The sequence below is a fragment of the Fischerella thermalis PCC 7521 genome, from assembly GCF_000317225.1.
Lineage (GTDB): Bacteria > Cyanobacteriota > Cyanobacteriia > Cyanobacteriales > Nostocaceae > Fischerella > Fischerella thermalis.
The window spans coordinates 53,781-79,940 of record NZ_AJLL01000090.1 but is presented as its reverse complement, the minus strand read 5'-3'; the positions used below and the strand labels follow the sequence as shown (position 1 = coordinate 79,940).

The following is a 26,160-nucleotide window of genomic DNA, read 5'->3' as shown; positions in this document are numbered from 1 at the left end:
GAGATGCTGTTTTCTCGGCTATTATGCTTAAAAGTTTATCAATCTAAAGTAATTAAAATTACTTTAGCTTTTAAGTAGGAATTCTCAGAAAATGTAAAAACTGCCATAATAATGGCTAAAAATGACCTCTTGCACAAATATCTTTACAAAGAAAGGCAGAAGTACGTAGACCCGCAGTGGCTTCCGCAGGTATGCAGAGGAGCAGAGGAGCCACTGCGGTGGTGAGACAGCGCAGTCTTGGAGATTTGTTTCCCCCATGAGCGACTGTCACCAAAATAAGGATGAAAGCTAAAAACTGATGTTTGATATCAAGTCCGGCTAATTACTTACGATATTATTCTGATGCAGTTGAGCATTGGGCATTGATTTTTCCCATTACCCATTACCAATTACCAATTACCGGCCTTCACAGATATGATAAGTCTTTAAACGGACATGACATGAATACTTCATCCTTGGAATAAGCTTAATTGTTGAGACAATAGGTAGCAATATGAGCCAATCTTCTTCTAAATTAAATCGCAGATTAACCCAAGCAGTTGGTATTGTTCTTGGGATTACAATCGCCGTCTGGGTATTAAGGGGATTTGGGGTACTAACTTTTCTTCCTGGAGGAATTATTTTAATGTTGTTATTGGTAGCGATCGCAATAGGTATTCTCAGTCACTTGCAAAAAACCTGGTGGCGTTTCTAAACCACGTCAATTAAAACCAATATGGGTAGCAGCAATTCACAGCAAACAAGCAAAGGAAGCATCCTCATAGTTGATGACTCCTGGGAACATTTACAAGCTTTATCTGCTACTTTGTCTCAATATGGGTATGCAGTCCGGGGTTTAATTACAGGTTCAATGGTTTTAGAAGTAGCAAAATTAGCTTTACCGGATCTGATTTTGCTTGATATTAAAATGCCAGATATAGATGGCTATGAAGTTTGTCAACAACTGAAAGCCGATGAGGCGACTTGCCATATTCCGGTAATTTTTCTCAGTGTGTATCATGATGTTTTTGACAAAGTTAAAGCTTTTAAAATTGGTGCTGTAGACTACATTACTAAGCCCTTTCAAGCAGAAGAGGTTTTAGTACGTGTAGAAAATCAAATTACTATCCAGAAACTCCAACAGCAACTCAAAAAGCAAAACGAACAGTTGCTGCTGGAAATGCAACAATGTCAACGTATTGAAGCCGCCCGACAGTTGCGCGAACAATATCTGACAGCACTGGTAGAAGTGCAGCATCGGTTGCTGTCATTTGATGACAGCAATAAATGCTACCAAGATATTATGCCAATTCTGGGAGGTGCTTCCAAGGCGAGTCGCGTCTACATATTTGAGAATCATTATGCAGATGATGGCAAGTTGCTGATGAGTCAACGGGCTGAGTGGTGTGCTGAGGGTATTAATTCCACAATTAATAATCCCATTCTGCAAAACTTGCCTTATGAAGAATATTTTCCTCGCTGGGCTGCTTTACTGCCACAGGGCAAAATTATTTCTGGCATTGTCGCAGAATTACCCGCATCAGAACGGGCAATTTTAGAACCGCAAGGTATACTTTCGATTCTAATTTTGCCAATTATTGCTAAGGGAGAATTTTTAGGTTTTATTGGCTTTGATAATTGTATAGAATCACGTCTTTGGGAAGCTTCAGAAATCGCTTTTTTACAAGCAGTTGGCGGAGCAATTTCTATAGCCTATGAACGCTATAAATCAGATTTAGAATTACAACAACAACTAGAACGTAGTAATATTCTCAGAAAAATTACAAACAAAATCCGTTCAGAATTAGACACAGAAAATATTATCAAAACTGCTGCGCAACAAATAGGAGAGGCTTTGGGTGTAAGCCGCGCCCTAATTCATTCTTATGTAGACTCACCAACTCCTCAAATCCCGATCTTTGCAGAATTTTTGACCCCTGGGTGTACTTCTATAAGTCATTATAAAATACCTGTAAGCGGAAATCCTCACGTTCAACAGTTATTAGCTCAAGATCAAGCTATAGCAGTTAAAAATGTTTATACTTATCCCTTATTAAAGAATTCTCAAGAATTATGCCGAGAATATAACATCAAGTCCATACTAGCAGTACGCACTTCTTACAACAGCCAAGCAAATGGCATGGTTTGTTTACATCAGTGCGATCGCTACCGAGACTGGAGTCCAGAAGAAATTGAACTTTTAGAATCGATCGCCGCCCAATTGGGAATTGCTCTTGCCCAAGCCAAACTACTAGAACAGGAAAAACAAGCCCGGATAAAATTAGAGCAAGAAATTCGCGATCGCCTCAACGCGGAAGCAGCCTTAAAAGCCAGTGAAAGTAAATATCGTCACTTAGTAGAAACCTCCCGGGATATCATTTGGTCAGTGGATACTTCCGGATGCATTACCTATGTCAACTCTGCTGTCAAACAGATTCTTGGTTATGAACAACAGGAGATGATCGGGCGTTGCTTCACTGAATTTGTTCCACCTGCACAACTTGCCCAAGACCTTTGCGCATTTGAGTGTATCCTCAATGGAGAGTCTATTTTTGGGTATGAAACCATCCGCATTGGCAAAGATAGTAGCTTAGTCTACCTGATTTTGAATGCGATCACCGTAGAAGATGAAGAGGGTAAAATAGTTGGTGTTACAGGCACAGCCACCAATATTACAGAGCGCAAACGCGCAGAACAAGCGCTAACAGCTAGTGCTGACAAGCTTCGCAATCACAACTTAGTATTAACCCAACTCGCTAAAAATCAAGTACTTTATCAAGGTGATTTAAAAGCTGCTTTACGTAACATCACTGAAGTAGCAGCCAAAAATATCGAAGTAGAACGAGTCAGTATCTGGCTATATGACGAAACACGTACTCAAATCCAATGCCTTGACTTATTTGAAAAAAGTAGTAATAGGCACAGCGATGGTGGTTCTCTAGTAGCAGCAGACTATCCATCTTATTTTCAAGCCTTGGAGCAAGACCAACCAATTGTAGCCACAGACGCCCATACCGACTCTAGAACCAAAGAATTTTCTGAATCCTATTTAACTCCCCTGGGAATTACTGCAATGCTTGATACACCCGTCAAGCTTGAGGGTATGACAGTGGGTGTGTTATGTCTAGAACACACAGGTACTACTCGTGATTGGACAGCAGAAGATCAAAATTTCGCACGCTCTTTGAGCAATTTAGTCTCCCTAGCACTAGAAGCACGGGAGAGGTTACGCACCTTTAAAGCACTGCGACAGTCGGAAGCCAAGCTAGCCTCAGCCTTTCGCTCATCTCCCGATCCCATCACCCTCACTACTTTCCCAGACATCCGCTACATAGAAGTTAATGATAGCTTTTGTAGATTTTTTGGCTATTCTCGTTCTCAGGTAATTGATCGCAATTATCGAGAATTAAATATTTGGGTGAATCAAGAAGAATGTACCATGCTCACCCAAGTTCTGCGCCATACAAAAGCAATTCGCAATCACGAGGTTGAGTTCCGTACTGCCAACGGAGAGCTAAAGACGACACTGTTTAGTGCTGAATTAATAGAAATAGACGGACAACAGTACTTACTTGGTACTGCTCATGACATCACAGAACGTAAGCAAGCGGAAAATGAAAGTCGTTTGTTATTGGTAACAACCCAAGCAATCAGTCGTGCTGTAGATGTAAATGATGCCTTAGCCCTTGTTCTACGGCTCATCTGTACTACTATCGATTGGGATTTTGCTGAAGCGTGGATACCCAATGCCAATGGCACTGCTTTGGAATATAGCTTAGCTTGGTATGGACGCCACAACAACTTAGAAGAATTTTGCCAATACACCCAGATTGTCAGACTCGAAAAAGGTATGGGATTGTTGGGGCGAGTTTGGCGCCAGCAAAAGCCAGAATGGATAGAAGATGTTTCTCAAGTGACAGAATCAGCTTTTGTGCGAACGCACCAAGCAGCGCAAGTCGGATTAAAAGCTGGTTTTGCCGTGCCAATTTTAGCCGATAATCAAGTAGTAGCTGTGTTGGCCTTTTTTAAAAACACCTCCCATGCTTTGGATCGCCGTTTACTATATTTGGTAGGTGCTGTCGCAGCTCAACTAGGGGCGCTCATTCAACGTAAACAGGTAGAAGCAGCCCATCGCCAAAGCGAAGAACGTTTACAACTGGCACTAGAAGCTAGTGATTTAGGATTGTGGGATTGGAATATCAAAACTGGCAAAGTCTATCGCGACTGGCGATGGAAGAAAATGCTGGGATACGAAGCACACGAAATTACAGATGATTCCCACGCTTTTGGGGAGTTGGTGCATCCAGACGATGCACCAGTTATCAAATCAGAATTGGATGCTTATTTGCGTGGTGAAAGTCCAGTTTATGAAGTAGAATTTCGCCTGCGTTCTAAATCCGGTGAATGGAAATGGATACAGTCTTGCGCTCAGGTATTTGAGCGCGATGAATCGGGAGAACCGCTACGAATGACTGGTACGCACAAAGACATCACCGAACGTAAAACTTTAGAAAGGGAATTAGCTTTACGGGAAGCCCGCCTCAATGCTTTTTTCTCCTGCGCTCCTGTAGGGTTAACAATATTAGATGAGGAATTACGATATGTGCAGATCAACGAAGTGCTAGCAAATATTAATGGAATGTCCCAAAGCCAGCATTTAGGCAAGACCCTTTGGGAAATAGTACCCGACGTTGCTCCTGTGATCGCATCAGTCCACAAACAAGTTATGCAAACTGGTAAGCCTGTTCTCAACATAGAGCTAAGTACAGCATTACCTTTGCAGCCTGGTATTATACGGCATTTTTTAACTTCTTACTTCCCTATTTTTGGAGAGGACAATCACCCCGCTAGTGTAGGTACAGTTGTGATAGAAATCACAGATCGTAAGCATACTGAACTAGCTTTGCAAGAAAGTCAACGTCGCTACCAAACTTTAGCAGAAGCCTCACCTGTAGGCATTTTCCACACTGACCCTCATGGTAAGTACCTGTATGTAAATCAGCGTTTTAGTGAGATTACCGGAGTTACTTCCAAGGCTGATTTAGATAGGTTTTGGCATGAAATTATACATATAGATGATCGCGATCGCGTCTTTGCTGAATGGCAAGAAACAATATCAACAAAAAAGCCTTTTTATTCTGAGTATCGCTTTGTACACACCGATGGCAGAGTCATTTGGGTCATAGGTCAAGCTTTACCAGAATTTGGAGATGATGGTGAATTTAAAGGCTACATTGGCACAGTCACAGATATTACCGAACGCAAATTTGCCGAAGATGCCTTACGCGAAAGTGCAGACAGAGAAAGAGCCATAGCCCAAGTTATTCAGAGAATGCGCCAGACACTGGATCTGGCAACAATTTTTACTGCCACTACTCAAGAATTGCGGCAAGTGCTGAATTGCGATCGCGTCGTTGTGTATCGTTTTAACCCTGACTGGAGCGGCGAATTTGTTGCCGAATCAGTAGCAAGCGATTGGGGATCGCTAATTGAACAACAACAAGATCAACCTCATCTCAGAGAAACTACTACCCAAAACGAACGCTGCACAGTCACAACTTTGAATAGTGGAGATAACCAAGTACTTGATACCTATCTGCAACAAACCCAAGGTGGTGTGTATACCAGAGGCGCAAGTTTCCTGTGCGTACCAGATATTTATACAGCTGGGTTTGATCCTTGTTACATCAATCTTTTAGAACGCTTTCAAGTCAGAGCCTACATTACAGTTCCTATCTTTTGTGGTAATCAACTTTGGGGACTACTAGCAAGTTATCAAAATTCCAATTCTCGACAATGGAAAAAAGGAGAAATTAACATCGTCGTGCAAATTGGCAATCAATTGGGAGTAGCTTTGCAGCAGGCACAATTACTAGCAAGAACTCAAAAGCAATCAAGCGCACTCCAAAAAGCTGTCATCGCTGCTGATGCTGCTAACCGTGCCAAAAGTGAATTCCTAGCCAACATGAGCCATGAATTACGCACCCCCCTCAATGCAATCCTTGGCTTCACCCAAATCATGAGTCGTGACAGCACTCTCTCCTCTGAAAACAAACAGAATCTGGCAATCATCAATCGTGCTGGCGAACACCTACTCAATTTAATCAACGATATTTTGGAAATGTCCAAAATCGAAGCTGGTAGAACCACATTGAATTTATCTAGCTTCGATTTAATTTATCTGTTGGACAATCTCCAAGAAATGTTGCACATCCGTGCTGTAGCCAAAGGGTTAAAACTAGTATTTGAATATGCACCCGAAATTCCCAGATATGTAAGAACAGACTCTAGTAAACTGCGGCAAGTTTTACTCAATGTCTTAGGCAATGCCATTAAATTTACTGAAACAGGAAGCGTAAAGTTGCGCGTTTTTCTCCCAGATGCAAAGAAAGATGATAGGGAGATTGAGGGATTGGGAGATGGGGAGAAAAATTTTACCCCACCACCCCATCTCCCCACCACCCCATCACAGAAGCCCCACCTCTGCTTCGAGATACAAGACACCGGACCTGGTATTTCCCCAGAAGAAATTGATTTACTTTTCCAAGCTTTTGGACAAACCGAAGCAGGTAGAAAATCGCAGCAGGGAACTGGGCTAGGTTTAGCAATTAGCCGCAAATACGTGCAGTTAATGGGAGGTGAGATCAACGTCAGCAGTACTGTGGGTGTAGGCAGTGTATTTTCCTTTTATATTCAGATTGGTATCGCTTCTGTGGATGAAATTCAAACCACCACTTCCGTACATCATCAAGTAATTGGTATAGCACCTAATGAACCTGAGTACCGGATTTTGGTAGTTGATGATGCTAATGATAGTCGTTTGCTATTAGTAAAATTGCTGACATCTATTGGCTTTTCTGTCAGGGAAGCTACCAATGGTAAAGAAGCCATCTCTATTTGGGAATCCTGGCTACCTGATCTCATCCTCATGGATATGCGGATGCCAATTATGGATGGTTACGAAGCTACCAGGGAAATTAAACGCAGAGAAAGACAAGACAAGGGGGACAAGGGGGACATAGGGATACTCCGACGCGGGGACGGGAAGAATGTTGTTGATAATTTCTCCGCGCCTCCCACTCTCCGCGTCTGGGGGTCTTCTTCCCCTACGATCATCATCGCCCTCACTGCTAATGCTTTCGAGGAACAACGACAGGCCATGATCTCGGCTGGGTGTGATGATTTTATTAATAAACCCTTCCGTGAAGAACTGTTGCTTGAAAAACTTAGCCAATATCTGGGAGTGAAATATCTTTACCAACAAGAAAGTCATTTAAAATTATCGCAAAAGCAAACAAATACAGAAACACTTTTAAATTCCATTGATATAGTTTCTCTATTGTCAAAAATGCCAAGTGAGTGGTTGACAAAAGTGCATTATGCTGCTGCTCAATGCAGTGATGACTTGATTTTAGATTTACTTGAGCAAATCCCTCCCGAAAAATCTTTACTGATCAACTCTCTGAGTGATTTAGCTGAAAACTTTCAGTTTGAGAAAATAATGGAATTAATTAACGCAGTCAAAAATTAACTATTGGTAATGGGTAATTGGTAATTGGTAATTGATAATCAGTAATTAAGATACTGATGATTTTCCCATGCCCAATGTCCAACAACTAATACCAATTCCCTTTAAATGTATTGTAATTAATATGAAATGGTATGAGCATAATATCCTAAGCAATAGAGCCAAACTTGATATTAATTAAGTAGCGCGATCGCTCTTGCCCATCCCAGAAAATACTAAAATGTAAAAATTTCAACCACAATGACTTTATGAGTAAATTCTTACCTGCATTTGGGCAAGTTCTGCGATATCTCCGTACCTTGTTGGTATTATGCTCGTTACTGCTTCTTGCTTTGTCATTGCCAGCACAAGCTGCTACTCGCATTAATCCACAACTCGAAGAACAAATTTTACAAGTTATCCGCCAGCACCCAGAAGTCATTATCGAATCTGTTCAGGCTTATCAACAGCAACAAGCACAGAAAGTACAAAAAGAACGGCAAGCATTTTTAGAGGATTTAAAAACCAATCCTCAAGCAGTAATCGCTGATTCTCCCACAATTGGAGCAAGGGAATCAAAAACTCTATTGATAGAGTTTTCTGACTTTCAATGTCCCTACTGTGCTGAAGCTCATCAAACTTTAAAAAAAGTGCTAGCTAAGCATCAAAAAGATGTCAAGCTTGTTTATAAACATTTTCCCTTAACTCCAATACATGCCGAAGCAATGCCAGCGGCAACAGCAGCTTGGGCAGCACAACAACAGGGCAAGTTTTGGGAATATCATGATGCATTATTTACTAATCAAAATAAATTAGGTGAATCTTTATATATAAATATCGCTAAAAAGCTGAATTTAGATTTAGCAAAGTTTGAAACAGATAGACGTATTGCTAATACTGCAATTGCTCAAGATCTACAATTAGCTGAAAAATTAGGGCTTTCTGGCACACCATCTTTTATTATTAACAGCGAAACTTTTTCTGGTGCTATACAGCTATCTGACTTAGAGGATATTTTAGCGCGTGCTAAGTAGATTTTAACTTCTGTTAAGGCGGAACACATAAGCCAGAAGGTAAGAGGATTACAAATCAATATGGTTCAGTTAAGACATTTGAGTGAGATTTGATCAGGTCTAGAGACATGCTATGGCACGTCTCTACATTTATATTCTAGGTTCGTCATTTCATTTTCTAATTTAATAATTACTTAAAATTACTATTAAGCAAACTTGCTGATTTCGATTTTTTGTCATTAAGGTTAAAACAGTTTTGTACAGGCAATATCTGATTGATAACTGTGCTGACAAGTTAGTAGACATAACAATAAACAAGATGAAAAACTAGGTTTATTTATGTCTATTTGTTTAACTTCATCAAATTAACCTTCAAAAATCGTGAGTTTAAAAATGCCTCGCAAAAGACTTTGGGTAATTTTACCTATTACCTTGATAACGAGTTGCTATTATCATGCGATTGAATCTCAGCCTTCTGTAGCAAAGTCCACGCCTAATTCTATTTCTGTTGTAGTCCCAAAAAGCGATCGCAATTTATTAGCAAAGGTAAGTTACTTATCACCTCTAGAACAGCAGGTGATTGCAGAAATGAACAAGGTAAGGACTAATCCCAAAACATACATTCCCATCTTGCAAAACCATAAAAAACGCTTTCAAGGCAAGCGAGTTAAAATCTCTGAACGCCTCTATTTGCAGACTCAAGAAGGTGTAGCGGCTGTTGATGAAGCGATCGCCTACCTCAAATCAGTTCGTCCTGTGGGTGCTTTGAGAGCATCTAAAGGTATGTCTTTGGCAGCAAGAGATCATGTCAAAGACCAAGGGCCTAAAGGTGCAACTAGTCACTATGCTAGTGATGGTAGCGATCCCTCCGTGCGTATGAATCGTTATGGCAAATGGCTACTCACTGCTGGGGAAAACATTAGCTATGGCCCAAGCACTGCTCAAGAGATCGTTATGCAGTTGATTATTGATGATGGCGTCAGCGATCGCGGTCATCGCAAAAACATCTTTAACCCCGCTTTTAAAGTTGTAGGGGTTGCTTGTGGAAGCCATGCCAAATACCGAACAATGTGTGTGATAGATTATGCAGGTGGGTATCAGGAAAAATCTAGTTAATTTTTTTGATAATTGATTGTTGATTTTTAGTAGTTAGTCGGTTAAAAAATTTCCATCAATAAAGGGCTTTTAGCCGTAAATAATCGGTTTTGCACCAATTCAAAATTTATAATATTCTTGCATCCAAGACAACTACCGTGTACACAGAAGTTGGATTTACCCCCCTTAATCCCCCCGATATTCGGGGGGAAACAACAAATCCAGTCCCCTCCCCTTTACAAGGGGAGGGTTAGGGTGGGGTAAAACCAGGATTCATAAACTATTTCAGACTTGTGTGTACACCGTAGCCCCTTTACAAGGGGAGGGTTAGGGAGGGTTAGGGTGGGGTAAAACCAGGATTCATACCATGTCAAGTTTTGAGGTAATTAATGCATCGGCTGCTATCTTGGATATTTACTCCTATTTCTCTCATCTCCGGCTGTACTGTAAATCAAGTGTTACAACCTTATTCTGTGGCTAATGAAACACCTGTAGCGACTTCTGCTCCCCAAATACAGGCAGATTATTTCTCGCCACTGGAACAACAAGTAATTGTGGAAATGAATAAAGCGAGGACAGATCCCCAAAGTTATGTTGCTGTACTCGAAGAGTATAAAAGTCGCTTTGTGGGTAATCAAGTCCGAATTTCTCACAATGTCTATTTACAAACTCAAGAAGGTGTGGCGGCTGTTGATGAAGCGATCGCCTACCTCAAATCAGTTCGTCCTGTGGGTGCTTTGAGGTCATCTCAGGGTATGTCTTTGGCAGCAAGAGATCACGTCAAAGACCAAGGTTCCACAGGTGCAACAGGTCATGATGGGAGTGATGGTAGCGATCCCTTCACGCGCCTAAGTCGCTACGGAACTTGGCAAAGTACTGCTGGTGAAAACATTAGTTATGGTTCGCACACAGCCCAAGATATTGTCATGCAGCTAATTATCGATGATGGAGTGAGCGATCGCGGTCATCGCCACAATATTTTTAACCCCGCTTTTAAAGTTACGGGAGTCGCTTTTGGTATTCACCCCACTTACAGGCAGATGTGCGTTATTAATTATGCAGGAGGATATATAGAATCAGTGTGAAAAGATGAAGATGGGATCACTCTTGTCAACTGATTTAGCGACAGTCACTACAATTTTAGTTGTGGGTTGTAATTGTGTCATTCAAAAGTAAGGCTAAGAATCATGGGCGATCGCTCTTATTTTCAAAATTCCCCGGCCGTACCTCTCAATGTCTACATTCAAGGTGAAGGCTTCCCCATTCTCTGTTTACACGGTCATCCTGGTTCTGGTTCTAGTCTTTCTGTTTTCACCCATCACCTCTCCAAACGCTTCAAAACTTTTGCCCCAGACCTACGTGGCTATGGCAAAAGTCGGTTTAATGACAATTTTGACATGAGCGACCATTTAAATGACTTAGAGAGCCTTATAGACAGTTTTCAGATGCAAAAATGTCTGATATTGGGGTGGTCGCTGGGTGGCATTTTAGCGATGGAATTGGCACTGCGGCGACCTGAACGTGTCACGGGGTTAATTTTGGTTGCAACTGCTGCAAGACCTAGAGGAAACCATCCACCTATAACTTGGGAGGATAATCTCTACACTGGAATTGCCTCTGTTTTGAACTTGATTAAGCCAGGTTGGCAGTGGAATATTGAGACATTTGGTAAGCGATCGCTATTTCGCTACCTGATCCAACAACATACTGCTACTACCTATAACTACATAGCCAGGGATGCTGTGTCAGCCTATTTACAAACTTCAGCGACTGCAACTCGGGCTCTCTACACGGCAATCAAAGCAGGTTACAATCGCCTCGCTGACCTTGAACAAATTCAGTGTCCTGCTTTAGTACTAGCAGGTTCTCAAGACTACCACATCACACCCGACTCTAGTATAGAAACAGCCCGACACCTGAAAAATTGCCAGTGGCAGTGCTATGCAAACACTGCTCACCTTTTCCCATGGGAAATTCCCGATCAGGTATTGAGTGATATAGATAGTTGGTTGGAAGGGCATCCAGAAACAGTCAATAGATTTAGTTGATAGTTGGCGGTTGACAGTTGCTTGGAGCTACCAACAACCAGCAAACAACAAAAAAAGCCTTGTAATTACATTTGACCGCTAAAGGCAGGCTGTACTTTGCGGTCAATCCGTTCCCCCAGGTCTTCAGCAATTGTCAAGACATCTGGTTTGCAGCGTTTTACATTCACAATGATTCCTTGGGCCCCTTCTTGTTCCAAATCTTCTACATACCCTTTAATAGCGGCCTTTGCTTCTGCCGAGTTGAGAAATGGACCAAAGTAGTACGTACATTTGGGATTCTCTGTTGCAATTTCAACCCACCAAGCCAATCCCAAAGTCTGAAATGTATTAATCAAAAATTCCCTAGATTGTTCCCAAATAGTTTTCATGGTCTTTGCCAGTTGTTTTAACGTTGTATTGGGTTGTAAACGTTTGCTGCTGTTTTGTGGTTTTACATTTATTTTTACTTCTTTATACTCTGTTACTATTGTTTTTCCAAGTAGTTTTTTGTAGTTTATCGAAATGTAGCGTATTTTTTTCCCAGCGTTGACGATAAATTTCATACAATGCCATCCCCGCAGCAACGGAGGCATTGAGGCTAGGAGTCTTACCCTGTAAAGGAATTGATACTAAGACATCACAACAACGTTGTGTCAACAAACTTAGACCTTCTCCTTCAGATCCCACTACTAAAACGATCGCACCATTGAAATCTACTGTGTTGATCGGTTCGCTACCTTCACAAGCAGTACCGTAAATCCAGAAACCTGCGGCTTTCAATTCTTCCAAAGCACGGTGCAGATTCACTACTCTGGCAACTTGAAAGTGTTCTAAAGCACCTGCTGCTACTTTCATGACTGTAGAAGTGATCCCAGAAGCCCGCCGTTGGGGGATAATCAACCCTTGAGCGCCAATCGCTTCTGCTGTACGAATAATTGCTCCTAAGTTATGGGGATCAGTGATCCCATCAGCAGCAACAATGACTGGATTGGTTACAGATTTGCTGTTTTCGATCAACTCGTGTAATTCGATGTAGGCATAGGGAGCAATTTGTGCTGCTACACCTTGATGATTACCACCCTCAGTAATTTGATCTAAGCGCTTGGGTTCTACCTCATCAATGATCGTGCCATTGTCCTTGGCTTGTAAAATCAGAGAGTGAAAACGGGGATCATAGCGTAGGCGAGAAGTAATCCAAATACGATTCAGCAGGCGCTGACTTTCCAAGGCACTCAAGACTGGATAGCGACCATAAATCAAATCGCTATCTTGAGTTGGTTTGTGCTGGTTTTGTCCATCCACCTTTTTCATCGGAGGACGAAAAGAAGGAGAAACGACTCGCTTGCCCTTAAGTTTCAGGGTTTGCCCACGATTCTTTTCACCAGAAGTAATAATTTTTTTTGTGTTGTTTGTCATGAGATTTTGATGTTATACGTAGGAGCGGGCATCCAATAAATAGAAGGCACAAGGAAGTAAGATTATTTTCATGTGTTCTGGTGACAAATTATTCGTCATCACAGCTACTAAAAAAATTAATCATATTTAAGTTTTTGGTATCTTGTTGTTAGGCTTTGTCAGTGACAGTATTTTCGTTGTCCATAAGCTGTCAGAGTCGGATTCAACTCATAACTTCACCACCATAGTTTACCGAACATACAATAAGCAATTGTCCTGTCATGAGACAATTTTCTCATTACTTTTCTAATTGCAGCCTTTGTAATAGTTCAGCTAAGCGTGGCTGATCAGTAAGATATAGATAGCCGATTAAAGTTTCTAAGCTACTTGCTTGTTGATATATTTCGGGATCTAATCGTTTGGGACGTCCTGTAGTGGCGTTACGGCCCCTTCGGACTATTTCTAACTCGCTGTGTCGCAGATGGGGAGTAAGCGATCGCAAGTGTAGCGCCTGCGTTTCTGCCCTTACCTGCGCTACTACCAGACGATGGTAACTTTCGCTTCGCTGCGGCGGCAGCAGATAATACATCCTAACATAAAGTTCATACACTGCATCTCCCAAATATGCTAAGGCAGCAGGAGAAAGTTTTTGTAGTTGTGCTTGGTCAATTTGCTGCTGAGACAAATTTTCTATTGTTGCCTGCATAAACTGCCAACAAGATGAATCTAACACTTTAGTTTCACCTTGTTCATTCAATAAATTTTCCTCCTTTGATTTCACAAGTGATAATTCCTTGCAGACTATATTTGGGAGGTTGGAAATAATGCATTTTTTCTGAGCGTTGGCTTTGTTGCAGTTGTCACAAGCATTGTGCGGGAAGAAAATTTGTTATTCAACTATAGTTAGTGAGTCACTAACGTTTTGTCAACTATTGTAAACAATTAATTAACGCTAGGGGCATCATTAGATTTTGGATTTTGGATTTTGCGAAAAGTTTGTACAGGCGCAGCGTCCCGGAGGGAACTTCAAAGCTTTTCAAGACGCATTTTGGATTGCTTCCACTTATGGAACTTAGGAACTTGTACCCTATGGGGAACTGTTAGTCACCAAGAGCTTGGTAAGCAGATGAGTGTTCTCCCTTGAGATCAGCCTTATTTAAGATTAGAATGAACTTTGAAATTGTGAAGCACCATTATCTCATTCTTCATAGTTTTTTTGGGATTGTCTTCTCGAAAAGTCAACTGTGAAAGGTTAGCAGTCATGCCAAATTATGACAAAAATTAAGCTATCCAGATAAAAGCATCGGATAGCTAATTTTATCGGCGCAGTCAAGCAATCAAGAAGGGTTTTTGAGGTTTTCTAAAGCTGCATCGACTGATGTCTGCAACATTAAAAACTTCTCCAAACGGACAAGCTTGACTGTTTGAGTTACGCGGGCATTAGTGACAATTTGCAAAGTACCTTCAGCATTTTGTGCCTGCTTAGCTAACTGTACCAAAGCACCCAAGCCGGAGCTATCAACAAAATCGATTTGCGAGAGATCCAGAATAATGTGTTTGGGACCCTCGTCAATCTTGCTTCCTAATACTTTGCGAAACGTCGGTTCCGAAAACGCGTCTAACAAACCTGTGAGGCGGAATAGCTGACAGTTATCCCGGACTTCACGAGTACCTCTCAGGCTAACGGTTAGGTTCAGTGGCTCAGCAATAATTCCCTCCTCATATTTATGTCGAACGCTCAAGTATAGATGGTTTTGGTAGATGTTGTCTACATTGGGGATGGGGTATCAGTGATCAGTTTCCTTTCTCTGTTCACTGAGTTAATGTTCACTGTCACGAGTCCCCAATCTCGCGCTTTCTCCATTTTTACTTTATTTTTACCTCATTAGAACTGTTTGGTGTTTGGCGAGCTGCGCGCATTGCTTGTACAAAATTCTCAAACAGGTAATCAGCGTCGTGAGGGCCAGGAGAAGCTTCTGGGTGGTACTGCACAGAGAACACAGGTAGATTCTTGTGACGTACTCCAGCAATAGTGCGATCATTTAAGTTCAGGTGGCTGATTTCTACAACAGCTTCGGGTAGGGTGTCTGGGTTAATAGCAAAACTGTGGTTTTGACTGGTAATTTCCACCCGTTTTTCCAAACCTGCTGGTTGATTCAAGCCACGATGCCCAAATTTAAGTTTATAAGTTTCTGCTCCCAAAGCATGACCTAAAATTTGATGTCCCATGCAAATGCCAAACATGGGTTTTTGAGCCGACAGTAAAGCCTTGGCAGTCTCAATACCTTCGGTGACAGCCGCCGGATCACCAGGGCCATTAGAGAGAAAAATTCCATCTGGATTGTATTTGAGAATTTCTTCTTTGGGGGTGTGGGCTGGAACAACGATAACACGGCATCCATAACTTGCTAAGCGGCGTAAAATATTGCGTTTGATGCCAAAGTCTAGGGCCACAACAGTCAAGGTTTCATCAGAATTAGCTTTTGCTTGTGGGTTAAATTCCCAAGCGGGATCAGTAGTTTCTGACCATTCATATGCTGTTTGGGTAGTCACTTCACGAACCAGATTTAATCCACTCATGACAGGAGCTGCTAATACCCGTTCTAGCAATTCTGCTTCGTCCAGAATTTCTGTAGAAATGCCCCCATTCATAGCTCCATAGATCCGAATTTTGCGGGTCAAGGCGCGGGTATCTATGCCGTAAATGCCGGGTATTTGGTGCTGTTTGAGGTAGTCTGGTAACGATTGCGAACAGCGCCAGTTACTAGGTCGGGTACAAATATTGCGTGCGATCGCTCCTCGCACTTGGGGTCGAGCGGATTCTTCATCCTCTGGATTCACACCTGTGTTACCCAGTTCTGGATATGTAAAAACTACTATCTGACCACAATAACTAGGGTCAGTCAGGACTTCTTGATATCCAGTCATACCAGTGTTAAATACCACTTCCCCGATCGCAGTGCCTGTAGCACCAAAAGACCAACCGCGATAAGTGGTTCCATCAGCAAGGACGAGTAAGGCAGGTATTGCTTCAAACAGAGCCATAGATTATATAAGTCAAAAAAAATAGGTATAGGGGATTGGGGATCAGGGATCGGGGAGACAAGGGATAACAACCAACAAACAACCACTAATTACCAATGTACAAACGCGAGGAACATCGCGTCTCTACCCATCAACAATCAACAACCAACAAACAACCACTAATTACTATCCTGTCCACTGCGAAGCATTATTATCCCATAAATTTAGATTTGTCTATTTCATATATGACGTTAACAGATAATTAAGGATTGTAATTCATAGCTTTATTACCTGTATTTTCGTTAGAGTTCCCATGAGAAAATTTTTAGGTTAATTTTCTGACAGCCTTTTTCCTTTTGCTTTCTACTAGTTCACCAAATTGATTTTGATAGGTGAGCCAGATCCCCGACTTTTTTGAAAAGTCGGGGATCTGACGCCTCACTAAAGAGTCAAAACTTATTTGGTCGAGTACTGTACTACTTTATTTGAATTGCTTTGTCTGCTTGCATTACAATAGCAAAAGATAAAAATGCTCTCGAATGTTTATCGGTTACGGCATTATATTAAAGATGTAGTGTCTACTTTATCCAGCCGGATACAGGAACTATTCCAAATATCGTGGGTGTAGGGGAAGGTATGCGTTCTAAACAATTATGCTTCAGTCTTTTTTATCCCAGGCTACGCTAATATTTCTTTCCACCACACTGGCGATTTTTACTGTTGCCTGTCGTGAAGACAAACAGGCTGTTGTGAATCATGAGCAACAACAACCAAAAGCAACACAAAAAAGTGCGATCGCTTCTGGTGAGAACACACCATTACCAACAATAAGTCCACAACCACAGCAATATCAAGCTTCTGAACTTCAACCCAGTACATTTGAACTGGGACTAGATAAAGCAGCTAGTGCTGATGCGATTAGTCAATCTGCTCAATCAACAGAAGATTGGAATTTAGTAGTTACTCAGTATCAAGATGCGATCGCGTTGATGAAACAAGTAGATCGACAAAGTTCCTATTTTTCCAGGGCTCAAGATAACATCATTCAATATCAACGCCGCATCAAATACGCCCAACAGCAAGCTTTCTCTCGCAAGGAGCCACCACCACAATTAGTCACACAGGTACAAGCTTCTAAAGCACAACCTTCTAAAATAGTACTTGTGGTTCCTCAACCTTCTACTAAACCAGCGATTGTACCAAAAACCCAACAAGCACCAATCAACAACTACCAACCACCAACCAACAGCAAACAACAGGTCTTTGCAGCACCCACTACACAGCAGCGCCATGAATCTGTAGTGTTTGTCGCCCCCATCAAACGACGAATAGGGGGTACACCAATTATTGATGTTACTTTTAATGGCAATCAGCAATTTGAAATGATTTTGGATACAGGAGCAAGTGGTACAGTTATCACCCAGGGTATGGCAGATGCCCTGGGAATAGTACCTTTTGGGAAAGCCAAAGCAAATACTGCCAGTGCGAAAGCGGTAGAATTCCCTATTGGTTACGTAAATTCAATTGAAGCTGGTGGAGTAACAGTCAACAAAATTCCAGTTGCGATCGCTGGCACAGAACTAGAAACAGGGCTTTTGGGACACGATTTTTTTGGTGAATACGAGATCACAATCAAGCGTGATGTTGTAGAATTTCGTCCACCATCCCACTCTGAGCAACTCAATCCTTCAGAAACTGGACTAACTGTTCCAACTTCGTCCAAGCCGCACCACTCTGGAGGATATCCCTAGCCAATTGTACACCTTGAGCGTGATCCAACAGTGGTACTGCTTCACCCACTTGCAATGCTAAGGCTGCATTTAGCGCTACTACATCCTGTTGTGCTTGTGTTCCTTTACCTTGCAACACTGCCTTAAGGATTTCGGCATTCTCTTGGAGATCGCCACCTACGAGCGCCGTAATGGGAGCAGTATTTATACCGAATTGTACAGGATCAATGGTAGTGATTGTGACTTCATCTTTTGACAACACAGCCAAGTCAGTAACATCGCCCAAACCTGCTTCATCTAATTTTTCTCGTCCGTGCAGCACGATCGCTTTTTGTGTACCCAGTTGCTGTAAGGCTTGAGCAATTGTTGTTAATAATTGAGGATCAAATACACCAATCACTTGCCCTGTGGGACGTAAGGGATTAACTAACGGTCCGAGTAAATTAAATACAGTCCGCACCTTAAGGTTCCGCCGCAACGAAGCAACCGCCTTGAGGGCTGGATGCCAACCAGGAGCAAACAAAAAAGTGATCCCCACTTCTTTGAGTGCTGCTTCTACCTTCTCACTAGCACAGCTAAGATTTATACCCAAAGCTTCTAATACATCCGCACTCCCAACACGACTTGATGCCGAACGATTACCATGTTTCGCAACAGGTATACCACTAGCAGCAGCAACAAAAGCAACTGCTGTAGAGATATTAAATGTTGATGCTCCGTCTCCTCCAGTACCGCAGGTGTCGATCAGGGGAGTGTGAGGAGATAACGAAGAAAAATTACTTCCTTGTCCCCTTATCCCCTTGTCCCCACCTCTTCCTAGAGACTGAGCTTGCAATACTCCAGCCATACCTGCTAGTTCCTCAGCAGATACACCTTTGCAATGTAGTGCAGCTAAAATAGCTCCCGATAATTCCGGAGGAATAGCCTCACTTAGCCATCCTTGCATCAATTTTTCTGCTTGAGTGCGAGACAAAGACTGACGTTCTAGTAGTTGTTGGAGCAGGTTAGACCAAATCGCAGAAGATTCTTGTACAGGCTGCGAAGAATGGTTCATATACAGATTTTATCTAATTAAAATTTAGTCGCCATAAATCAAATTAACTCGAAAAGGTAATTAGTAGTTAGTGGTTGGTGGTTGGTTGTTCAAACCTAGATTATTTTCCTGCCAATTTCCTTACCTTACTACCAGAATTACCGTAAATTTACTATGGCAAACGTAGAGTTAAATAAATTACAAAAATTTCAGGGTAGAGTAACTAGCTAGACCCCACAACAAAGGCATAAAAATCTATTCCCCAGTCCCTGACCCAATCCCTGATCCGTGATCCTTACAGGCAGGTGAAAATGTTCCCTGAAAAGCTGCAAGATGACATTGCTCACAGCAAAAGCGCAGAATATAGGGTGTTAGTAACAGCCATGCCACAAGTTGAAGAACTGTTGTGCGCACTGGCAGATACAGCACCTGTAATGATTTGGATGGCTGGGTGTGACGCAGTTTGTAATTATTTTAACCCTGCTTGGCTAGAATTTACTGGTCGATCGCACTCGGTGGAAGTAGGGGTAGGTTGGTTAGAGGGGGTACATCCTGAAGATAGACAGCAATGTCAGTATCATTATATTTCAGCTTTGAAGAGACACAAAAAGTTTAGCAGACAGTATCGTCTACGTCGAGCTGATGGGGAATATCGCTGGATTTTAGATACAATTACCTCACGATTTACAGCAAATGGCTGCTTTGCTGGTTACATAGGCTATTGTGTAGATATTACTGATATAGAAGTAAAAAAGTTTTCTTTCACTCAGAGTGAAACCAGACTGCGGCTAGCCGAAATAGGAGTTTGGGATTGGAATTTTAAAACCAAGCAAGTTAGTTGCTCTGAGCAAGTAGAGCAGATTTTGGGCTGGACTCCTAATTATTTACCTACAAACTACAAAGCTTTTCTCAAGCAAGTTTACAAAAGCGATCGCTCAATTGTCAGCCGGGCAATTCGGAATACTTTACACTCAAAAACTAGCTATGATGCTGATTTTCGGGTGTGGCAAGATGGTAGTGTGCGCTGGCTCAGAGGCAAAGGAGATGTTTTACGGGATCATACCGGACAAGTAACCCGGATGATGGGTACACTCTTAGACATCACCGAGCGTAAACTAGGGGAACTAGCTGTGGAAGAAGCCAAACAACAGCTAGAAACTGGCATTGCAGAACGCACAGCAGAATTAATCCCCATCAATCAAGCCATCGAAAGTACTAGCGATGCGATCGCGATTACCGATATCACAGGTAAACCAATTTATCACAACCAAGCTTTTATTGATTTATTCGGGTACACCGTTGAGGAGATGCAAGCCGTTGGAGGGGCTAGCGCGGTCTATGTTAATGTGACAGAAGCGGCTACGGTTTTCACCACGATTCAAACAGGTCAGTCGTGGAATGGTGTACTGACGATGAAAAATCGCAGTGGTAAATTGATCCAAATCGACCTCCGTGCTGATGCGATCAAAGACACGAATGGCCGAATAATCGGTTTAATTGGCATCCATACTGATATTAGCGATCGCAGACGGGCAGAAAAAGCTTTGCAAGCCAGCTATAGTCTTTTACATTCTGTCATTGACAGTACCTCGGATTTAATTTTTGCCAAAGATTTAGAGGGACGCCATGTGATGGTTAACTCTAGTTTTGCAAATTTTTTGAAAAAACCAATTAAGGAAATCATTGGTAAGAAAGACATAGATTTGTTTCCAGCAGATATTGCTGCTGAGCTTCAAGCAGCAGACAACAGAATCATCAATACTGGTATTTCTAATACCAGTGAAGAATATATACCCGATAACGGAGTCATACGCATTTTTTTATCAACCAAAAGTCCTTGGCGGGATGCTCAAGGTAACATTATCGGCGTAATTGGTATAGCCCGTGATATTACAGAACGTAAAAGTGCTGAAGCAGCCTTACATGAAAGCGAAGCCCAATATCGCCGCTTAATTGAGACAGCAGCAGAGGGTATATGGATACTGGACACAGAAGGTAAGACGAGTTTTGTCAATCCGAAAATGGCCCAAATGCTTGGATACACAGTAGAGGAAATGATCGGAATGCCTTTGTTTGCCTTTATGGATGCACAAGGGCAAGCGATCGCCACTGAACAATTAGAACGTCGTCGCCATGGTATTGCTGAACAACACGATTTGAAATTCCGCCGCAAGGATGGTTCCGAACTGTGGACAATGATTGCTACTAATCCGATCCATGATGCTGCTGGGCATTATGTTGGCACTTTAGGGATGCTTACAGATATTACTGATCGCAAACTTGCTGAAGAAGCTTTGCAAAAAAGCGAGGCTAGAAATAGGGCCATGCTCAACGCGATTCCAGATTTAATTTTTCGCTTTGACAGAAAAGGTACTTATCTAGATTACGTAGCAGCAAAAGACGCAAAATTAGTAGCACCAGCCAATGAAATCATCGGTAAATCTGTCCATGAACTCTTACCGCCCAGTTTGGCGCAGCAAGTAATGTACTACACCGAACAAGCTCTTGCTCAACACAGCATCCAGATTTTTGAGTACCAGCTGCCAATCGAAGGAGAACTACACGACTATGAAGCACGAATAGTACCAAGCGGTGAGGATGAAATTTTAGCTATTGTCCGCGAGATTAGCGATCGCAAAAAAGCCGAAGCAGCTTTGCAAGCACTTGTTGCTGGGACTGCTTCTGTAACGGGTGAAGAATTTTTTCCGGTTCTGGTGCGCCATCTAGCAGCAGCCTTAGGGGTTCGCTATGCGATGGTAGCGGAAAGAATTGGTACAGAATATACTAAAGCCCGAGTTTTGGCATTCTGGATAGACGACAACCTCAAAGAAAATTTTGAGTTTGATTTAGCTCATACTCCTTGTGAAATTGCGATTCAAGAGGGTATTGCTTACTATCCCTATGGGTTACAGCAAGTTTTTCCTCTCAACCAAGACTTAGCGGCCATGCAGGCAGAAAGTTACTTGGGAGCGGCATTTCTCGATACCTCTGGAGTAGCGATCGGTCACATTGCTGTCTTTGATACAAAGCCACTGCTGGCAGAGGAACGGGCTAAAGCAATTCTGAGTATTTTTGCTGCCCGTGCCACAGCAGAACTTCAACGCCAGCGTACAGAAGACGCACTGCGGCAATCTGAACGCCAGTTTCGCGAACTGGCTTCCAAAGAAACACTGCTGAATCGTCTTGCCAGTCAGATTCGGGCTTCTTTGGATATTAATCAAATTCTGGAAAATGCCGTTACAGAAGTTCGCAATTTATTACAACTTGATATGTGTGTTTTCAGCTGGTATCGTGCTGAAGCCGAACCGCCTTACTGGGAAAATGTTCAAGAGGCTAAAAATCCTGCTGTACCAAGTTTGCTAGATCTACGACCAACAACAGAAGAAGTAGGGCCAATTGCTCAAAAAGTTTTGCAAAAAGCAATTATCAGATTTGATGATGTTGAAGCAATATCCGATCCTGTATCGCGACAGTTTTTTCTAAGTTTGGGCTTTAAAGCCTCAGTGATTTTACCAGTCCATACCCAATCTGGTGAAATTGGCGGTTTATCGTGCAATCAGTTTACTGGTTGTCGAACTTGGCTGGATGGTGAAGTAGAATTATTGCTTGCAGTTACAGATCAAATTGCCATAGCAATTGATCAAGCAGAACTCTACAAACAAAGCCGGATTGCCGCTCAAACTGCCCAAGAAAAAGCGCAACAATTAGAAGAAACTTTACAGGAACTGCAAGCAACCCAAGCACAGTTAGTCCAAACCGAGAAAATGTCGAGTTTGGGACAGTTGGTGGCTGGTATTGCTCATGAAATTAATAACCCAGTGAACTTTATTCACGGAAACATTACACACGCTAGTAACTACGCCCAAGACTTACTGCATTTAGTGGAACTTTACCAACAACACTATCCTCAACCAGTGGCGGAAATAGCAGAGGAAATCGAAGCGATCGATCTAGAGTTTCTCTGCCAAGATTTGCCTAAACTGTTGGCTTCAATGAAGATTGGCACTGATCGCATTCGTCAGATTGTTCTGTCTTTACGTAATTTCTCCCGCTTGGATGAAGCAGAAATGAAAGCGGTTGATATCCATGAAGGCATTGACAGTACTTTGCTATTGTTACAACATCGCCTGAAAGCAAAACCGGATCATCCAGAAATTCAGGTTATTAAAGAATACTCCAACCTACCACTGGTAGATTGTTATCCAGGACAGCTCAATCAAGTGTTTATGAATCTGTTGGCAAATGCGATCGATGCTTTGGAAGAGGGACGACTTAGGGGACAGGGAGGACAAACAAGCATTTCTGCCTTTTTTCCTGATCAACAATCCCAAACTCCTACGATTCGCATCCGCACCGAAATTAAGGATGATGTGGTGTTAGTTTGTATAGCCGATAACGGCATAGGAATGACTGAAGATGTGCGGCAAAAAATATTTGATCCCTTCTTCACTACTAAACCCGTAGGTAAAGGTACGGGTATGGGTTTGTCAATTAGCTACAAAATTATTGTTGAAAAGCATCAAGGCAAAATTAAGTGTATTTCAGCACCTGGTCAAGGTACTGAGTTTATTGTTGCGATTCCTCAACAGCAGTCATAATCTTAGATAAACGTGATCTATTCCGCTCAAAACTAAATTTCCAAGTTAATAACAAAAGTTTACTTAAATAGAATAATAGTAATATTTCCAGTAAATTAAGTATTAGATTTTTCTCTATATGACTTATAGTGTACGCAAAAAAAACAAACTTTTTACGTAAATTTAATTAAAGTTTAGTCAAAAATTAACTTACAGGCTGCTAACCTATTACTAATTCACTTTTTGCTGCAACATTTGAACCCTCTAAAACCTGTGACTTACAGGATTTGGGGGGATTCTTTTGTGGGATTGGAGATTGGGAATCCGTGATCGGTGTTTATTGTCCTGCTTCTAAATTTTGTTAAGCTAGCGAAAGCTGATGAATTGCGATCGCCAAGTGTCACCCAAGGAAAACCATTCTGTTTTAGAAATAGCCCATTCCTACTTGCTCAACTCAGTTGCAGTCAAAGCTAACGAGATAGACAGCAACCCGGATGCGCTGATGCACGCACTGCAAGGACTTAGAGATTTAGGCTTGCTGGCGTTACGTGTTCCCCAGAATTGGGGTGGTAAGGAAATCAGTGAAGAAACCTTTAGTGATTTTCAAGAACTGGTAGCAAGATACTCTGGTGCTTTAGCTTTTTTGCAAACTCAACACCAAAGCGCTGCTGCAATGCTAGTTGCTAGCAGTAATTCTGTTCTGAAGCAGGAGTATTTACCACGTATAGGTAAAGGTGAACTTTTAATTGGTGTCGGCTTTTCGCAGTTAAGGCGGGGAGGTGAACCGCTAACAATAGCTAAACTTGTTCCAGGAGGGTATCAATTAGATGGAATCGTACCTTGGGTAACAGGCTGGGGAATGTTTGATGATTTTATTGTTGCTGCTACCCTTCCCGATGGGCGTGCTGTTTTCGGCGTAGTTCCTTTTCAAGACACCTACCAAAACTCAACAAGCAAGATTACATTTACCTCCCCAGCTGAACTAGCAGCAATGACATCAACCAATACCGTCACAGCCAACTTAAATAACTACTTTCTACCTCAAGAGCGCGTAGTTTCCATTAAACCAGGCGGATGGATTCATGAAAACGACAAAAATAACATCCTTCGTGCCACCTTTTTAGCTACAGGTTGCGCCTTCGCTGGTTTAGATATTATCGAATCCGCCCTACAGACAAAATCATTGCCTGCGATCGCGGCGGCTTTGACCGCTTTGCAACAAGAATTAAACCACTGTCGCACTGCCATTCGTCAGCTACAGAAAAATACCCACGCCCAGCTGTCACAAAAACTACAACTACGAGCCTGGGCAATTGATTTAGCAACACGCATTGCTCACGCAGCCGTCACCGTTTCTAGTGGTGCTGCTAATTATTTACATCATCCTGCACAGCGCGTTTACAGAGAAGCACTGGTATTTACCGTCACTGGGCAGACAAGCGCTGTGATGGAGGCGACACTGGAGAAGTTGAGTAGGAGGTGGGGAGATCGGGGAGAAAATAGTGATTTATCTTCTCAAATACAAACAATTACTTATTCACGAGTCATCCATCTGAGTCATGTTATAGATACCAACATTCCCCAATGGCGGGGTGATCCTGCGGTAGAGTTTGAGACCGTCGCAGAAATAGAAACAGATGGGTATTATCTCCGACGCTTTTCCTTAGGTGAACACAGCGCCACCCATGTTAATGCCCCAAAGAGTTTTTATAATTCTGGTGCTGCCATTGATCAATACGCCGCAGAATCACTAGTTTTACCTGCGGTGGTAATTAACATACAACAGCAAGTAGCAATTAACCCGGACTATAGCCTCACTGTTGCTGATATTCTGTTGTGGGAGAAGCAACACGGAGAAATTCCCCTTGGAAATTTAGTATTATTGTACACAGGTTGGCAAGAAAAATGGTGCGATCGCACTGCCTTCATAAATCAAGATGCTCAAGGAAACATGCATTTTCCTGGATTTGGCAGCGATGCAGCTGAATTTCTATTGAATGAGCGTCACATTACCGGAGTTGGAATTGATACTCACGGCATAGACTCTGGACAAGACACTAATTTTACAATCAACAATCTTGTATTAGCAAAACCGCGTATTGTCTTGGAAAATCTCACCAATTTAGATCAACTACCACCCAAGGGTGCAACTCTCGTGATTGGAATTTTGAGATTAAGAGATGGTTCCGGTTCCCCTGCTGGGGTGATGGCGTTGATTTAGTTCCAGCGTAGAAAACACCATCAAATTCTTCGTGTCTTAGTGTCTTGGTGGTTCAATGGTTATCCTTTTCACCACAAAGACTCCAAGACTCCAAGAAAGATTCATTTCAAAACAGGACTGTAACAAGGGTAGTGATACCATTTCACCATAAGTCTGATAGACTTGGCGAACTGGAAGACAAGGGAGAGAATTTGTATCAATAATTTTGTGAAAGAAGTAAGATTATTCGCGTTTCCATATTTTTCTTAAATGCGATCGCCCGGAAAATTAGTTACAAAGTCTCCCTTGTCCCCCGTGTCCTTCTTTTCTACGTGATCATTCATTTTTGACTTATCTTTGACTATAACGTTAACTCGAACGCCGACGCCTTCTTTGACCAAGACACGAACTTTAACAATGAGATTACCGACTTTGACTAAAACCTCTACCTTAACCGGCATGAGTTTTTCTTTTTAAGGATTAAAACATCCCTTTAAAGCTGGCATAGATGAATGAGGCTATCAGTCGAATTTAATACAGTTGTCAAACGTTAAATTGTGATGAGCAACACAATTATTAG

Annotated in this window: 16 protein-coding genes; 9 read left to right on the top strand and 7 right to left on the bottom strand. The window is 42.1% G+C overall.

Annotated elements, in window-relative coordinates; all coding sequences use genetic code 11:
• Positions 1-493 precede the first annotated feature (493 nt).
• From UYK_RS0119335 to UYK_RS0119310, 6 genes are all read left to right on the top strand, one after another.
• Positions 494-694, top strand: a complete 201-nt coding sequence (locus tag UYK_RS0119335) for a hypothetical protein (protein ID WP_009454175.1) — start codon at positions 494-496, stop codon at positions 692-694.
• Positions 695-715: 21 nt separating this feature from the next.
• A complete protein-coding gene (locus UYK_RS0119330; RefSeq protein ID WP_016871985.1) occupies positions 716-7,510 on the top strand; it encodes a PAS domain S-box protein in 6,795 nt (2,264 codons plus the stop codon).
• Positions 7,511-7,755: 245 nt separating this feature from the next.
• Positions 7,756-8,520 carry a DsbA family protein gene (locus tag UYK_RS0119325; protein WP_009454173.1) on the top strand — a complete coding sequence of 255 codons (765 nt, stop codon included), beginning with the start codon at positions 7,756-7,758 and terminating at the stop codon, positions 8,518-8,520.
• Positions 8,521-8,892: 372 nt separating this feature from the next.
• Complete coding sequence (locus UYK_RS0119320) at positions 8,893-9,615, top strand: CAP domain-containing protein (protein ID WP_016871984.1); 723 nt, start codon at positions 8,893-8,895, stop codon at positions 9,613-9,615.
• A gap of 368 nt (positions 9,616-9,983) precedes the next feature.
• A complete protein-coding gene (locus UYK_RS0119315; RefSeq protein WP_009454171.1) occupies positions 9,984-10,679 on the top strand; it encodes a CAP domain-containing protein in 696 nt (231 codons plus the stop codon).
• A 102-nt stretch (positions 10,680-10,781) separates the two neighbouring features.
• Positions 10,782-11,642 (top strand): alpha/beta fold hydrolase, encoded by an 861-nt coding sequence (locus UYK_RS0119310; RefSeq protein WP_009454170.1) that lies wholly within the window; start codon positions 10,782-10,784, stop codon positions 11,640-11,642.
• Positions 11,643-11,707: 65 nt separating this feature from the next.
• Here UYK_RS0119310 and UYK_RS0119305 read toward each other — a convergent pair whose 3' ends face one another.
• The 5 genes from UYK_RS0119305 to carA form a co-directional block, all read right to left on the bottom strand.
• Positions 11,708-12,010 (bottom strand): DUF1816 domain-containing protein, encoded by a 303-nt coding sequence (locus UYK_RS0119305; RefSeq protein ID WP_009454169.1) that lies wholly within the window; start codon positions 12,008-12,010, stop codon positions 11,708-11,710.
• An 82-nt stretch (positions 12,011-12,092) separates the two neighbouring features.
• Positions 12,093-13,037 carry a 23S rRNA (guanosine(2251)-2'-O)-methyltransferase RlmB gene (gene rlmB / locus UYK_RS0119300; RefSeq protein ID WP_009454168.1) on the bottom strand — a complete coding sequence of 315 codons (945 nt, stop codon included), beginning with the start codon at positions 13,035-13,037 and terminating at the stop codon, positions 12,093-12,095.
• A gap of 277 nt (positions 13,038-13,314) precedes the next feature.
• Positions 13,315-13,797, bottom strand: coding sequence for a Mini-ribonuclease 3 (locus UYK_RS0119295; protein ID WP_009454167.1), 483 nt, complete (start codon positions 13,795-13,797; stop codon positions 13,315-13,317).
• Positions 13,798-14,353: 556 nt separating this feature from the next.
• A complete protein-coding gene (locus UYK_RS0119290) occupies positions 14,354-14,758 on the bottom strand; it encodes an STAS domain-containing protein (RefSeq protein WP_009454166.1) in 405 nt (134 codons plus the stop codon).
• Between the two features lie 124 nt (positions 14,759-14,882).
• Complete coding sequence (carA, locus tag UYK_RS0119285) at positions 14,883-16,061, bottom strand: glutamine-hydrolyzing carbamoyl-phosphate synthase small subunit (RefSeq protein WP_009454165.1); 1,179 nt, start codon at positions 16,059-16,061, stop codon at positions 14,883-14,885.
• Positions 16,062-16,693: 632 nt separating this feature from the next.
• Between carA and UYK_RS0119280 the strand changes: the two genes are divergently transcribed.
• Positions 16,694-17,791 (top strand): retropepsin-like aspartic protease family protein, encoded by a 1,098-nt coding sequence (locus tag UYK_RS0119280; RefSeq protein ID WP_009454164.1) that lies wholly within the window; start codon positions 16,694-16,696, stop codon positions 17,789-17,791.
• Here the strand turns inward: UYK_RS0119280 and trpD are convergent.
• A complete protein-coding gene (gene trpD, locus UYK_RS0119275; RefSeq protein ID WP_009454163.1) occupies positions 17,721-18,824 on the bottom strand; it encodes an anthranilate phosphoribosyltransferase in 1,104 nt (367 codons plus the stop codon). The two genes, UYK_RS0119280 and trpD, sit on opposite strands and share 71 nt — an antisense overlap.
• Before the next feature lie 290 nt (positions 18,825-19,114).
• On the opposite strand from trpD, the gene UYK_RS0119270 reads away from it, so the two are divergent.
• Positions 19,115-23,401 carry a PAS domain S-box protein gene (locus tag UYK_RS0119270; RefSeq protein ID WP_009454162.1) on the top strand — a complete coding sequence of 1,429 codons (4,287 nt, stop codon included), beginning with the start codon at positions 19,115-19,117 and terminating at the stop codon, positions 23,399-23,401.
• Positions 23,402-23,759: 358 nt separating this feature from the next.
• Complete coding sequence (locus UYK_RS0119265; RefSeq protein WP_016871983.1) at positions 23,760-25,601, top strand: cyclase family protein; 1,842 nt, start codon at positions 23,760-23,762, stop codon at positions 25,599-25,601.
• A gap of 245 nt (positions 25,602-25,846) precedes the next feature.
• Here UYK_RS0119265 and UYK_RS0119260 read toward each other — a convergent pair whose 3' ends face one another.
• Positions 25,847-26,041, bottom strand: a complete 195-nt coding sequence (locus UYK_RS0119260) for a hypothetical protein (protein ID WP_016871982.1) — start codon at positions 26,039-26,041, stop codon at positions 25,847-25,849.
• Between the last annotated feature and the right edge of the window lie 119 nt (positions 26,042-26,160).